The sequence below is a fragment of the Sessilibacter sp. MAH1 genome (assembly GCF_054658315.1).
Genome location: NZ_BAAGIC010000017.1, coordinates 48724 through 62867, shown reverse-complemented (window position 1 = coordinate 62867; position 14144 = coordinate 48724). Strand labels below are relative to the sequence as shown.

The 14144-nt window shown below is 43.9% G+C and carries 14 protein-coding genes; 4 read left to right on the top strand and 10 right to left on the bottom strand.

Annotation, left to right across the window (positions count from 1 at the left end):
• Positions 1–14 precede the first annotated feature (14 nt).
• The 6 genes from tatA to ubiE all read right to left on the bottom strand — a co-directional run bounded on the left by tatA (position 15) and on the right by ubiE (position 4308).
• Positions 15–263 (bottom strand): Sec-independent protein translocase subunit TatA, encoded by a 249-nt coding sequence (tatA, locus tag ACYQ28_RS15690; protein WP_460051626.1) that lies wholly within the window; start codon positions 261–263, stop codon positions 15–17.
• A gap of 57 nt (positions 264–320) precedes the next feature.
• Complete coding sequence (locus ACYQ28_RS15685; protein ID WP_460051628.1) at positions 321–656, bottom strand: phosphoribosyl-ATP diphosphatase; 336 nt, start codon at positions 654–656, stop codon at positions 321–323.
• Positions 657–704: 48 nt separating this feature from the next.
• Positions 705–1124 carry a phosphoribosyl-AMP cyclohydrolase gene (gene hisI, locus ACYQ28_RS15680; protein ID WP_460051629.1) on the bottom strand — a complete coding sequence of 140 codons (420 nt, stop codon included), beginning with the start codon at positions 1122–1124 and terminating at the stop codon, positions 705–707.
• A gap of 128 nt (positions 1125–1252) precedes the next feature.
• On the bottom strand, positions 1253–2875 hold the full coding sequence (gene ubiB / locus ACYQ28_RS15675; RefSeq protein ID WP_460051630.1) for a ubiquinone biosynthesis regulatory protein kinase UbiB: 1623 nt from the start codon (positions 2873–2875) through the stop codon (positions 1253–1255).
• Between the two features lie 19 nt (positions 2876–2894).
• Positions 2895–3530 (bottom strand): ubiquinone biosynthesis accessory factor UbiJ, encoded by a 636-nt coding sequence (locus ACYQ28_RS15670; protein ID WP_460051631.1) that lies wholly within the window; start codon positions 3528–3530, stop codon positions 2895–2897.
• 31 nt (positions 3531–3561) lie between these two features.
• Entirely contained in the window at positions 3562–4308 is a 747-nt protein-coding gene (ubiE, locus tag ACYQ28_RS15665) for a bifunctional demethylmenaquinone methyltransferase/2-methoxy-6-polyprenyl-1,4-benzoquinol methylase UbiE (protein WP_460051633.1), read from the bottom strand.
• A gap of 289 nt (positions 4309–4597) precedes the next feature.
• Between ubiE and ACYQ28_RS15660 the strand changes: the two genes are divergently transcribed.
• The 3 genes from ACYQ28_RS15660 (at position 4598) to ACYQ28_RS15650 (ending at position 6655) form a co-directional block, all read left to right on the top strand.
• Positions 4598–4966 (top strand): rhodanese-like domain-containing protein, encoded by a 369-nt coding sequence (locus ACYQ28_RS15660; protein WP_460051634.1) that lies wholly within the window; start codon positions 4598–4600, stop codon positions 4964–4966.
• A 592-nt stretch (positions 4967–5558) separates the two neighbouring features.
• On the top strand, positions 5559–5891 hold the full coding sequence (locus ACYQ28_RS15655) for a hypothetical protein (RefSeq protein WP_460051635.1): 333 nt from the start codon (positions 5559–5561) through the stop codon (positions 5889–5891).
• A gap of 398 nt (positions 5892–6289) precedes the next feature.
• The gene (locus tag ACYQ28_RS15650) at positions 6290–6655 is read left to right on the top strand and encodes a hypothetical protein (protein WP_460051637.1); all 366 of its coding nucleotides are present in this window, start codon (positions 6290–6292) and stop codon (positions 6653–6655) included.
• A gap of 209 nt (positions 6656–6864) precedes the next feature.
• Here ACYQ28_RS15650 and ACYQ28_RS15645 read toward each other — a convergent pair whose 3' ends face one another.
• From ACYQ28_RS15645 to ACYQ28_RS15630, 4 genes are all read right to left on the bottom strand, one after another.
• The gene (locus ACYQ28_RS15645) at positions 6865–7956 is read right to left on the bottom strand and encodes a bifunctional transcriptional activator/DNA repair enzyme AdaA (RefSeq protein ID WP_460051638.1); all 1092 of its coding nucleotides are present in this window, start codon (positions 7954–7956) and stop codon (positions 6865–6867) included.
• A gap of 221 nt (positions 7957–8177) precedes the next feature.
• Positions 8178–9311 (bottom strand): osmoprotectant NAGGN system M42 family peptidase, encoded by a 1134-nt coding sequence (locus ACYQ28_RS15640; protein ID WP_460051640.1) that lies wholly within the window; start codon positions 9309–9311, stop codon positions 8178–8180.
• 96 nt (positions 9312–9407) lie between these two features.
• Positions 9408–11216: an N-acetylglutaminylglutamine synthetase gene (ngg, locus tag ACYQ28_RS15635; protein WP_460051641.1), complete on the bottom strand. Its 1809-nt coding sequence runs from the start codon at positions 11214–11216 to the stop codon at positions 9408–9410.
• Positions 11217–11218: 2 nt separating this feature from the next.
• Positions 11219–12991: an N-acetylglutaminylglutamine amidotransferase gene (locus tag ACYQ28_RS15630; protein WP_460051642.1), complete on the bottom strand. Its 1773-nt coding sequence runs from the start codon at positions 12989–12991 to the stop codon at positions 11219–11221.
• Positions 12992–13702: 711 nt separating this feature from the next.
• On the opposite strand from ACYQ28_RS15630, the gene ACYQ28_RS15625 reads away from it, so the two are divergent.
• Positions 13703–14144 (top strand): hypothetical protein (locus ACYQ28_RS15625; protein ID WP_460164727.1); only part of this gene is annotated, 442 nt, incomplete at its 3' end.

The following is a 14144-nucleotide window of genomic DNA, read 5'->3' as shown; positions in this document are numbered from 1 at the left end:
GCAACTAAGCCCGGTTACTTAGTGGCTTCTTTATCTTGAGTGCTGACTTTTTCGGTGCTAGCGGTGCTTTGTGTGTTGTGCTCCACTTTTGCTTGAGCTTGCTGCTCTTTGGCTTCCTTTTCTTCGTCGCTCATGGCGTTTTTAAAGCCTTTGATGGCACTGCCAAGATCACCACCCAGCGAGCGAAGACGTTTTGTGCCGAAAAGCATTACGACGATGGCAAGAATGATCAGAAGTTGCCAAATACTGATTCCACCTAACATAACTTACTCCTTCGATGTTCTAAGAGCTCAGCGACCAAAGGTGCTGAGTAACTGTTGTTATTTTGATTGACGAGAAGCTTTTTCTTCAAGGCCAGACAAATTAAAACGACGCGCCAATTCTTGCAGCACTTCGTCACTGCTAATGTTCATGTGACCCAGTAATACTAGACTGTGAAACCATAAATCGGCCATCTCGTAGATGACCTCAGAGTTATCACCACTTATGGCAGCGTCTTTTGCTGCGATAACGGTTTCGGTGCACTCTTCAGAAACCTTCTCCAGAATTTTGTTTAAGCCTTTGGCGTGTAGGCTGGCAACATAGGAAGAATCCGGAGCCGAGTTTTCGATACGCTCTTGAATGGTCGCGGTAAGTTGTTGCAAAACGTCTGACATAGCACTACCAGTAAATTAAAGATGTTTTTCTCGAGCGGTAAAATAAGTTTAGCTCTTGTAAATCTCGCTTGGATCTTTAATGACCGCTTCTTGGGTTTGCCATTGGTCGTTGATCAAAGAGCGGTAAAAGCAAGACTCCCGTCCAGTATGACAGGCAATGCCGCCAATTTGCTCGACTTGTAAAACAATAACGTCTGAATCGCAATCCAGTTGAATATCACGAACATTTTGTACGTGACCTGAACTTTCACCCTTCGGCCACAGCTTTTGGCGCGAACGTGAATAATAGACGGCGGTTTTGGTTTCGGCGGTTTTTGCTAAGGCTTCACGGTTCATCCAGGCCATCATCAAAATACGCCCGGTTTTTGCGTCTTGCGCTATAGCCGGTACCAAACCGTCACTGGTCCACTTAACGTCATCTAGCCAACTGAGCGGCGACGAACTGTTATTTCCGGGCGCTGTATCCATAACTGATTGCCTTAGATCAAAGGCTGGCTAGTGTAAAGAGTTTCGATTGTCGTGAAAACCTTTGTCGAAATCGATGAAGATATGCTCGTCAACAATTTTCTGGGTTAACCTAAATTAACCCAGTTTGACTACCGAAATAACCAGACAGCACCTGCCGTCAAGAGCAATACAACCGTGATTGTGGGAAGGTTTTGCAGCCACGGTAAAAAGCCCGGCCACGCGGCAGCCGCGGCCAAGACGAGCGCGGCGGTAGCAATTTGCTTACGTCGAGTACCGGAGCTGGGTCGATCGGCCAAGGCTTTGGTGGCGCGTTTAATTTCTGGCGTGAGCTTTGTTAATTCTTGTAATTGTTCGAGATTGTTAAAGATCAGGTGCGGAACCTCGGGGAATTTCTCCATCCATTCCGGCCCGTAGCGACGCAGCTCGCTGTACAGCGCTTTCGGATGGAAGCGATCTTTAATCCAGCGTTCCATATAAGGATGGGCCGTACTCCACAGATCAAGATCAGGGTATAGCTGCCGCCCAAGACCTTCGATGTTTAATAACGTCTTCTGCAACAGAACCAGCTGCGGTTGTACTTCCATTTGAAAGCGACGCGCGGTTTGGAACAGACTGATCAACACGTGGCCGAACGAGATTTCTTTCAAGGGTTTTTCAAAAATAGGCTCGCACACGCTGCGAATAGCCGCTTCTAATTCACCAATGGAAGTTTCTTCGGGCACCCAACCGCTAAATACGTGCAACTCAGCCACCAAACGATAATCACGGCGGAACATGGCTAAGATGTTGCGCGCAAGATAGTACTGATCTTCGCGACTCAGTGAGCCAACCACAGCCGTATCAATGGCGATGTATTGTGGGTTTTGGGGCGTTTTAGTAGAAACGAAAATGTTGCCCGGATGCATGTCTGCGTGAAAGAAGTTGTGTTCAAACACTTGCTTAAAGAAGATTTCTACGCCGCGCTCAGCCAAACGTTTTAAGTCGGTATTTTGCTCGCGCAAAGCATCGATATGAGTGACCGGAATACCAAAGATTCGCTCCATCACCATCACATTGCGACGGCAATAATCCCAATACACTTCCGGCACATAGAGTTGGTCAGAATTGGCAAAGTTACGGCGTAATTGGCTGGCGTTGGCGGCTTCGCGTTGAAGGTCAAGCTCATCAAAAATGGTGTGGCGATAGTCTTCAACCACATCGCGCATGTGCAGACGTTTACCGTCGGCGCTGAGTGCTTCTGCCAGATAGGCAACGGTTCGCAATAGGGCGATGTCTTTTTCGATAGTAGGTTCGAGTCCGGGGCGAACTGCTTTTACAACTACCTTTTTGCCAGAGTGCAGGGTTGCGGTATGAACCTGAGCAATAGATGCTGAAGCCAAAGGTTCGCGATCGAACGCTTTAAACAGCTCATCGATAGGTGCACCCAGTGACTGCTCTACCAGTGCCACAAAGGCTTCGCTCGGAAATGGTGTGACGTGATCTTGGAGCTTATCCAGAAAATTCATCAAATCGGGCGGAATAAGGTCCGGGCGTGTCGATAAGAGCTGCCCGAACTTTACAAACACCGGGCCCATGTGTTCAAAGAACAATCGTAGGCGTTCGCCTCTGGGCAGTTCGGGTTTGGGTAACCACGTTAGTGGCAATAAAAGCCAGCGTATTGACCAAGGCAGGCGTTTGATTTCAATAAACGTATCGAGTCGATATTTAAACGCAGCAAAAATGATCTGCAAAAGTCGAAATAGGGCGAGCACAAGTCTTCCTTAATGTTGCTTAATCTTTCGAGGTAGACTCGTCATCGATTAGTAATTGGGTGAGTCGCTCAATACGAGCTTCAAGTCGATCGATATCCAAACGGAGTTGTTGGTTGCGCTCACAGAAATCTTTGAATAACGCTTGGTTGGGCAGAAGCTGCTTTTCTTCGATGGCATATTCGAGCAATTGATTGCGAATATTTTCGCGACGGGTTTTGCCCCAAGCGTGGCTGCTTCGAATCACCTCGGCGACTTGGTGGCCGATGGTGTCACCTGCGTATTGACTGATAATTTCTTCCCAGTCGATTTCGATGTCTTTTGAAAACTCCTGCCACTGCTGTACAAGCCCAGCACTGCCAATGATCTCAACCTGAGAGTCGGCAAGATTGGTTTTGCCTTCGATAAAGACTTTAATCAGATCGCTGAGCGATCCGCGAATTTCCGCCTCGGGCTGCTCGCCATGGCTTTGCAATCTTAGTTCACCGTCAATGGCGGTAATAAAGCAAACGAAGGCCGGGTTGTTAATGGTCAACCGTACCAGACGACCTTCGAGAGATTGCAAACGTAGCTTACTGACGGGATCGAACTTCAGTGCCTGATTGATCATCAGCTGCACTGAAGCCAGGGCTGTGGTGGTTACCGTGGGGCCAAACATCTTAGATACCCATTAAACTAAACGTTAAGACCTAAATTTTCAGACCTTTGTGCAAAGCCACAATGCCAGAAGTCATGTTGTGGTATTCGCACTCTTTAAATCCGGCGTTTTCCATCATGCCTTTCAAGGTTTCTTGATCGGGATGCATGCGAATGCTTTCGGCTAGGTATTTATAGCTTTCGGAATCGTTCGCAACTAACTTACCCATCATTGGCAAAAGTCTGAACGAATACTGATCGTAAATTTTTTCCACCACGGGATTGTTTGGTTTTGAGAACTCCAATACCAACAAACGACCGCCTGGTTTTAACACGCGATACATGGATTCAAGCGCCATGTCTTTATCGGTTACGTTGCGAAGACCGAAGGCAATGGTAATGCAATCGAAGGTATTGTCTGGAAACGGCAAGTACTGTGCGTCTGCCTGGCAGTATTCAATGTTACCCGCCACACCTCGATCGGTAAGGCGATCGCGACCCACTTTGATCATTGAATCGTTAATATCGGCGAGCACCACTAAGCCGTCTGGGCCAACAATGCGAGAGAATTGGTAGCTTAAATCACCGGTACCGCCGGCGATGTCCAAAATCTTTTGCTTTGGACGTGCCGCAGACATTTCAATGGTGTAACGCTTCCAAATTCGATGAACGCCACCGGACATTAAGTCGTTCATCAAATCGTATTTGGCGGCGACGGAGTGAAACACATCGGCAACGCGGCCGGCTTTTTCGGAAGTTTTAACTTTTTGGAAACCAAAGTGCGTAGTATCGTCGCTCATAATCTTTCCTAAACTCATAGACTGGTGGCATTGTACGCTAGGAACACAGGGATTTCAGTGCCGAATTGCGTATCCTAGAAACATCATCAAATTCAGTACGCCAGTTGGTATCGACTTGGGCTTTCGATGAACAGATTAGCCGAAGCGTTTTTCTTCCAACTAAGATCACAGATTGATGCAAAAGACTTGTTCAAGAACTAAGTTAATAATAAAGTTGTCTACCTTTTGGTAGATCGTAACTTTTCGATATAACGTTGTTTTTCACAAATTCAGACTTAATGAGGGACCTATGACCATGCTGCAACGGGCTTCAAAATTAATCGCCGGAATGTTTATGCTAGTAACGGCTACTTTTGCGACCGCTAACGAGAGCGCCGCGGAAATTCCAGATAACGCCATTTGGTTAGATGTGCGCAGCCTCGAAGAATACAAATCGGGCCATGTCGACGGTGCTTTGAATATTCCTCATACCAAAATCGAAGAACAAATTCTGGGTATAGTCCCTGATAAAGACACGCCAGTGTATTTGTACTGCCGTTCGGGTCATCGTTCTAATATTGCTTTAAACAAAATGAAAGAATTGGGTTACACCAACCTGCAAAATGTTGGCGGATTAAACGATGCCCGTGAATTTTTAAAAGAATCCGAAAAAGAATAAGCGGCAATCTCTAAATTGTAATCACCAAATCTTCATAACCAAGGAACCTTTGATTTGTGCCTTCAGGGTTTAATCAGCGGTTCCTTTATTAATATTCCCTTCTTAAACTCCTCGCTAAAACATTACCTTCGCGAAAATTACGATATTTTTTTCTTTATCTAACGATAACTGCCTGCGAATGTGTGCAATCTGTTTGTGGTTTTTCGTCAGAAATCTTAATTCTCAAATCTATCCATAATTCACACTTTAGTTTATTTGATTGATCTTTGGTTTTAGGCTTTTTGGATAAAGATCCAAAAATACGTATTTGAGATTAACCCAGGTAAAATCTTGCTATATGATCCACGACGTTTGATTTTTTAAAGGAACCTCTGATTAACTCATCCATGATTTAATCAGAGGACAGAAATTGAAAATGCGATTTCCAATTTCTTCACAATTTCAATCACTTACCGTTCTTGAAATTGGCGACACATCCTTGTGTCGCGAGAAACTCTAGGTTAATCAGAGTTTCCTAAAAGTTTTATGGTGTGAATTTTTCAAAAAAAATAAGCAGTATTAGGTGTTTTGGAATTTATAAAAGGAAATTGTTGTGAAATATATATTTGCATTAGTTGTATTAATGTTTTCTTCATTGTCTTACGCGTACGACTTTGAAAACTGCAAAGTTGTGGAAATCGTAACTAGTGGGCAGGTAAATGCTCATGTGGCTTTGGATTGTGTTATTCAAAATTTACCCGCCTGTGCGACCGCAAATCGTTATATTGGCTTTGATAAAACCACAGCTGCAGGAGAAATTTATTTTTCGATGATTCTTACCGCGTTTGCCAGCAATTCAACGCTCACTGGCCATATTCATCCTTCTGAGTGTCCAAGTTTTCAAACTAATGTTGGGTGGTTAACCCAATTGAGATTAAGAAAATAAAATCCGAATAATTTTTTTAAAGGCACATGGATGTGTTACTGGAGGCTTAGGTTTAGTCAGAGTTTTCAGTGATTAAATTAAGGTCGAATAAAGGAAACTCTGATTAACCAGAGTTTCTCGCGACACAAGGATGTATCGCCAATTTCAAGAACGGTAAGTGATTGAAATTGTGAAGAAATTGGAAATCGCATTTGCAATTTCTGTCCTCTGATTAAATCATGGATGAGTTAATCAGAGGTTCCTAAAGTAGGTTTTTTTTCAGAAATTTTTATGTGTAAAAGCTCTGAATATAAAGAGTCTGGGTGATAAATCGTTTAAAAACTTGCTGGATTTATTGGTGGTGAGATGGCGGTTTTAATCGTGATTTGTGTCTGAAAATTTTAAAGTGGAATTAATCTATGATTAGATTTGGTTATTATAAGTTTTTTATTGTATTGAGTTGTTTTTTCTTGTTGTGGGGGTGTGGAAGAGTAAAAACGCCAATTCCAGATTTCCACTTTACCGAACAACAAATTCAAGCGGCGCGTACTGAGTTTCGCCAGTCTAATAAAGAGATATTGTTCTTCTTGATGGTTGATCGTGACGGTAAGGTGGTAAAGTCTGAGGTTATTGATTTCGACAGTAAGAAACTTGACCGCAGAGATACCGAGAAGTTTAAGCGCTCTACTTATCGAATAGAATTTAAACCTGCTTTAGAAGCTGAGCCAGACTTCAGAGAATTTATTTATCCGATGAACGTAGACACCTCTTTTGAGTGGCGATAATTTTAAAGCAGCTATCTCAAAACGTTTTTATTCTCTAGGAGCCTCTGATTAACTCATCCATGATTTAATCAGAGGACAGAAATTGCAAATGCGATTTCCAATTTCTTTACAATCTTAATTACTCACCGTTCTTGAAATTGGCGACACCTCCTTGTGTCGCGAGAAACTCTAGGTTAATCAGAGTGTCCTCTATTGGTTAAACCATTCCATTAATGTTGGTTGCTATGGGCTTTTTCATGGTCCAGTAACCAGCGCTTTCTTTCTAGACCGCCCGCGTAACCTGTGAGGCTCCCATCTTTACCAATTACTCTGTGGCAGGGAATTACAATCGCTAAACGGTTGCAACCATTGGCGTTAGCCACGGCACGTACGGCCTTGGGCTTGTTAATAATGTTGGCTTGATCTTGGTAACTGCGAGTTTGTCCGTAAGGAATACTTTGCAACGCTTGCCAAACCTGATTTTGAAATTCCGTTCCCGGTGAATGGATTTTGGTGTTAAAGGTGGTTAATTCACCATTAAAGTACTGGTTTATTTCTTCTTGAATGGAGCGAATGTAATCGTTTTCGCCGGTGATGATTTCGGCCTTTAAAAGACGTTGTAAATCTTTAAATTCGGTTTCGAGTTTTTTGCGATCGACGAATTCTAACAAGCACAGGCCTTCATCGGTTGCACAAGCAAACATTGGCCCTAAGGGTGTGGTAAATCGATGAATTAAAATAACGTTATTTTTCATGCTTTTTTGCGGCGAGTTGCCCATTAGTTTTTTGTAGGTGTAAGAAAATCCACTTAAAGAATCGTAACCGTGATCTAACGCTGTATCGGTTGCAGACTTTCCGCCGGATTTTAATTCGATAAACGCATTATTAATACGATACATTCTTTGAAAGGTGTGAAAGGTAATTTGATAGTGACTTTTAAACCAGCGGCGCACTAAATCTGGACTGATGTGGTTCTGCCGCAGTTCAAAATCAGAAATCTTCTGCTTTGGATTGTTGCGAACCAAGTCAATGGCTTGGGTAACTTGCTCGGGGGCTTGCTCTGAGTTTTCGGTGGGTTTACAGATTTTACAGGGGCGATAGCCAGCACTCAGTGCCGCTTTATAATCCGTAAAAAACTCAACGTTTTCTTTCTTCGGTTTTCGAGCACGGCAGGTGGCAATGCAGAATATGTGCGTGGTTTTAACGCCAGCGAAAAATATTCCGACGTAACTCGATTGGCGTTCGCTTAGTGCGCGATAATAGTCTGCAAACTTCGCAGAATCTGTATCGGGTGTTACGACGTGTACGTAAGACGGCAACATAGCGCCAAACCTAACCTATGAGTGTTGGGAGTCGGTGGATTCTCAACACTCTAGTTTGGCGGTCAAATACTCGCAACCGAAAAATTGGCAAGTATTTTTTCTGTAGCCGATCAATGGCTCGGTAACGGTCTATCGGAGCACGATCTTTCAGATGCATGGGAAACTCTGATTAATTCATGACTGAGTCAGTCAGAGATTCCTATATTCAGTCGCGTCGCAATTCAGTCGCGTCGCAGGTGTTCTAAATGATTAATCATGGGGTAGTCTTCTGCCGAGCCTATGACGTTTTCTTTTTCGCCAAATAAGGGTTCAGAGAGCATATAGCTGGTCACCAGCGATGCGATAGACACCAATGATTTTAGATGAACGCGCTCCCATCCGTGAGACGCATCCAATCCAAAGCAGATTAATGCTGTGCGAATATCGTTGCCAGCTTCTAAGGCTGCGGCGGCATCACTGCGATAATACAAGAATACATCGCGGCTAAATTCAATCTCTTCGCGCTTGCAAATATTGATGAGATGACGAGTTAAGTGGCGGTCAAAAGGCCCGCTGGAGTCTTGCATGGCAACGGTTACACCGGTTTCGCAGGTGTTTTGGTCCGGTGCAATGGTACCGTTATCGATAGAAACCATTTCGGCGACTTCACCGTGCAATATGTGCGAGGCGCCAACGCCGACTTCTTCAGAAATGGTAAACAGCAGGTGGCAATCTAATGTGGGCGTTAATTTATGATCGCGAATGGCCTTGGCGGCGGCTAGTAGTGATGCGACACCGGATTTATCGTCGAGATGTCGTGCGTTAATAAAGCCGTTTTCATGGAAGTCGGGTTGCGAGTCAACGGAGACAAAATCGCCCACGCGAATACCGATATCCCACAAATGATCGATATTCATTACCGGTTCGTCGAGACGAATTTCAAGATTATTCCATGCCGAAATCTGGCTATCGACTTCTTTATTGTAAGTATGCCCAGAGGCTTTTAACGGCAAAATAGTACCAGAAATAATGGTGCCGCTATCGCAGTGAATCTTCACGCGTGCGCCTTCGGCAAAGCGTGCATTCCAATGGCCAATGGGAACTACTCTGAGTCGGCCATTACGTTTTAATCCTTTTACCATGGCGCCTAGAGTATCTAAATGCGCGGCAATGGCGCGTCTTGGTGATGTTTGCTTGCCGGTTAGGGTTGCGCGTATGGCACCGCGGCGAGTTAATTCGTAGGGAATTTCCAATTTGTCTAATTCGGCGCAAACGGTGCGAACAATCTCGTCGGTCATACCGCTGGGGCTTGGAATGCGCAGTAAAGTATCTAATAGAGTGCTCAGATACCGTTGATCAATAGTAATTTTGGTCATGGGTTACATCGGAGTTTAAAAGCGACGTCAGAACGATATCTGACGTGTTTCGCTTATGGGTAAAATGAAAGGCTGCTTAGGGCACGATAATGAGCTTTATTGGGCGTCTTTGCTTTTGGTGTGTGGAAACAATAAATCGACAAATCTCTCAGCCGTGGGTTGTGGTTCGTGATTGGCAAGTCCGGGTCGTTCATTGGCTTCAATAATGGCGTAATCCGGGCCATCAACGTTTGGTACCATAAAATCCAATCCTACCACGGGAATATGCAGAGCTCTGGCTGCCCGGCGTGATGCCGACGCTAATACCGGGTGCAGGCGTTGGGTAACATCATGAATAGTGCCGCCGGTGTGTAGATTGGCCGTGGAGCGGACTTTTATGCGTTCTCCCGAGGGCAGAATGTCAGACATTGTATAACCCGCTTGCTTAACACAGCGCTCGGTTTCAGCATCCAGTGGAATTGTGCTTTCACCGTGGGTTGCTGCTGCTCTGCGGGCACTTAAACCAGAGACTAAATCGGCGATGGACTCTCGACCATTACCGACCACGTGCGGTGGTCTTCTGATCGCAGCGGCTACTACTTGGTAATCGATAACAATCACCCGCAGATCGTCGCCTTCTACGCATTCTTCAATAAGAACCTTATCACTGTAATGGGAGGCTTCATCAATGGCCAAATGAACGGATTGCAGATCGGTTAAACCAACTTTGATTCCGCGACCTTGTTCACCGCGGGCCGGTTTCACCACGACCTTGCGGTGCAGATTTAAAAACTCGGCAACGTCATCCATGTTGTCGGCCGGTATTTGTTCTGGCACTCGAAGACCTTCGTTTTCCATGACGCGGCGTGTCACGGCTTTGTCGTCGCAGCGACTCATGGCAATCGCGCTGGTTAATTCGCTCAACGATTCGCGACAGGTAATGGAGCGGCCGCCGAGTGTTAACTTAAAAAAGCCGCCATCGGCATCAAGAATGTCAACGCCAATTCCGCGTCGACGAGCTTCAGTGGTGATAATTCGTGCGTAGATATTCAGTTCTTCTTCGGGATCTTGGCCCAAAAACCAACGTTCGTTAATGCTGTTTTTCTTTTTTAAACAGTAAACAGGAACCTGACGAAAACCTAATTTTTCGTAAACATGAATGGCTTTAGCGTTATCATGCATGACCGAAAGATCCATAAAGTCACGGCCTTTTTCGTGCAAACGCTCAATCAATTTTCGCGTTAGCCACTCGCCCACTGCAGGAATTTGCGATTGCCCATCAACAACCAGCGCCCAAAGACTACAGCCGTTGTCTGGGTCGTTAAAAGCAACGCGATGATCAACACCGGTAACGGCACCAATAATTTCGCCGGTACTTAAGTCTTCTGCAACCAACATGGTAATTGCAGGAATTTCATTGAGCTTACTGTAGAAGCCGTCGTAAGCAGGAACCATATTGTGTGATAGGTACAAACGATCAATTAATCGTTGTTTATCAGAACTGTTAATTTCACGAATTCTTACCGCGTCCGGTGGCTCTCCTGCCGATTGGTACTGACGAAAATCCAAACGATAGGTTAGAGACGGATCGAGAAATAATTCTTGCGGCGCGTACGATAAAATTACGTTGGGATCGCGTACATAAAGCGCGATATCTCTTTGGCCTTTTTTCTCGCGACGCAAAATTCCGGCAACGGTTTTAGGGTTATCGAAGGTTTGACCAAATACCAAACGTCCCCAGCCGCAATCGAGCGCTAATTCTTTTTGCATTTCTTCGCCGGGTTGTTGTTCAACCGGCTGACCCCAGTGCTTTAACGAAGTCATTACCGACGGGTCCATGGGATCGTTCTGATGGTGATCTTTGTCGGCGTTTTTGGGGGGTTTAGAACCGTTTTTATGTGTTTTAAGAGTATTGGAGCTCGTCATGGTTAAATTCCCTGAGCTTGCAACCACATTTCTAGAAGCGCAATTTGCCAAAGTTTAGAACCGCGTAGCGGCGTAATGTGTTCTCTCGGCGCTGCCATTAATTGATCGATATAGTCGCGTTTAAAAATACCGCGGCTGCGGGCTTTATCACTGTCGAGAAATTCGCGAACAAATTCTAAATACGGGCCTTCAATGTATTTTAAGGCCGGTACCGGAAAATAACCTTTAGGTCGATCAATCACTTGATTGGGTATAATTTTGCGCGCGACATTTTTTAAAATATGTTTGCCGCCTTGCTGTACTTTTAAATGTGCCGGAATTCGTGCGGCAAGCTCGACTACTTCGTGATCTAAAAATGGAACCCGCGCCTCTAAACCCCAAGCCATGGTCATGTTATCAACGCGTTTAACGGGATCGTCAACCAGCATCACGTTAGTATCTAAATGCAGGGCTTTATCGATAGCCGATGCCGAATGAATTTGCGAGAAATGCTGTTCCACAAATGCTTGACTGTAATCTTGTTCGTAAAAATTCGCCTGTAAAATATTGCGAAGCTCTGCTTCTGTTCGATCAAAAAAATGATTGCGATAATCCGCAACAGGGTTTTGCGAATTAGCCAAGGGTGGATACCAATGATAGCCACCAAACACTTCATCGGCACCTTGACCGCTTTGCACTACTTTTAAATGCTTAGAGACTTCTTTCGATAACAAATAAAATCCGACATTATCGTAACTCACCATCGGTTCAGACATGGCGGTAAAGGTTTCGGGAAGCGTTTCTAATAATTTGCTTGAAGGCACCTTTATTTGAAAATGATTAGTTTGATAATGATTGGCGATAATATCGGAATACATGAATTCATCGCCTTTCTCACCACCGGCGGCTTCAAAGCCGACCGAGAAGGTGCTTAATCCGGTTTGACCTTGTTCGGCCAATAAGCCAACAATCAGACTCGAATCTAAACCGCCAGAAAGTAAAACACCTACGGGAACGTCGGCTATGGAGCGGCGCGCCACGGAAGATTTTAAGGTTTGTAACAGTAATTCTTCCCAATCTTGTTCGCTAAAACTTTCATCGCCTTTTTTACCGCCCATTTTTAACGACCAATAATTAAAATCTTGGAATTGACCGTTTTTATCGATAGTGCGAATGGTTGCAGGTGGTAATTTTTTAGCGCCATTTAAAATAGTATGCGGTGGCGGTACAACGGCGTGCCACTGCATGTAGTGATGTAAGGCAATTTTATCGATACTGGTATCCACATCGCCGCCTGCAAGCAGCGCCGGTAATGACGATGCAAAGCGAAGAAAATCATTGTTTTGCGTGTAATACAGGGGTTTGATGCCGAAGCGGTCTCGTGCTAGTACGGTTTCGCCTGTATCGCGGTGATGAATTGCGAAGGCGAACATGCCGTTAAAACGCTGTACACAATCAGTGCCCCATGCATGATAGGCCTTCAAAATCACTTCAGAGTCACCGGTGGAGAAAAATCGGTAACCTAGCGATATTAATTCATTGCGCAATTCTTGATAATTATAAATACAACCGTTAAATACCAGTGTTAAGCCTAACTCCGGGTCTTGCATGGGTTGCTGAGCGTGTTCAGATAAATCAATAATTTTTAATCGTCGATGACCAAAAGCTATTCTGCCTTGACTATAAATGCCACCGGAGTCTGGGCCGCGAGGCACCAGTTTTTCGGCCATTCGAGAGACTTTTTCTACTGAGGGTGGGTTTTTGTTGAATCGGATTTCTCCGCAAATTCCGCACATAATATTACGATAACCTTTAGGTTCTTTGGATGAAAATAAGATTAAATTAAATGTCTTGTTGCGAAGATTTATCTAAATAAACAGGTTATTTTTATAGAATAAGTTTATTAAAATTGTGTGAAGTTCTTTCGCAAAGGGGCGATTCTTAATCTTTAAAATTAATTCAATTGCATAGACTAACATAAATTTAGCGTGTTTTGTGTGATTTCTTGGTGTGTTTTCATGAAGCGTGGGGTTTATAAGTAATTCTTTTTTAATGCCAATATGAAATTAGATACGTCTTGATTTTCAATATCGCTTTATTTTCGGCGTATTTTTTAGTGTGTTTTATTTTCAACGTCGCTTTGTAGTATTTACAAAGTGTGCTGTTAATTGCACTGTGTATCTAGCTGCGCCTCCATTTTCCACCTTCTATTTTCCACGTTGTTATTAATCTTATAAGTGATTAAGCAAGGTTTAGACCGATTACAAGAATCGCTCTCTTGAATTGTATTTTTAATTGTCGCCACCCTATAAAAATGGTCGCCAATCTCAAGAACTGAATCAGAGTTTCCTAAAGTTTTTAGCGTATTAGCCGATAGATTGATTTGGCGTTTTGCGTTGTGAGATATCAGTATTGCTGGAAAATACGTTCACAAACAGCTGGGTTTGCTCATTTAACGCCATTTTTATTCAAAGGAAAACGTTGAATAGGCTTAGTAATCGCACATTATGCTAACTGTTAAATTATTACTGGTTCTGATTTTGATGTCGGTTGTGTGCGCTTGTAGCACGCATAGCCTCTACACGGTCGAGTCATTACCTTCAGTAAAAGCAAAAAGCATTCATCTAGACGCTGACCCGATAGAAACAAGCCATATTGACCAAATCGACACGCCTGACGATGCAATCGAGTCAAGTTCTGACGAAAATAACAAAGCGCAACCGGATTTGAGTTCGGAAAATTTCTACGATTTTTATATCGTTGACGATAATTCTTTATTACACAATGAATTTGATGCTGGAATTCACAATACCTTTGTTAGTAAAGAAAAAAAATCCATTAATAAAGAAATAAGATCCAAGCCAGAATTATCAATTGGCGTCGAGGATTCTTCAAAAAAATATAATCAAAAAGATTTGACAGAGAATAATTCGAAAATTCAAGCTGTAG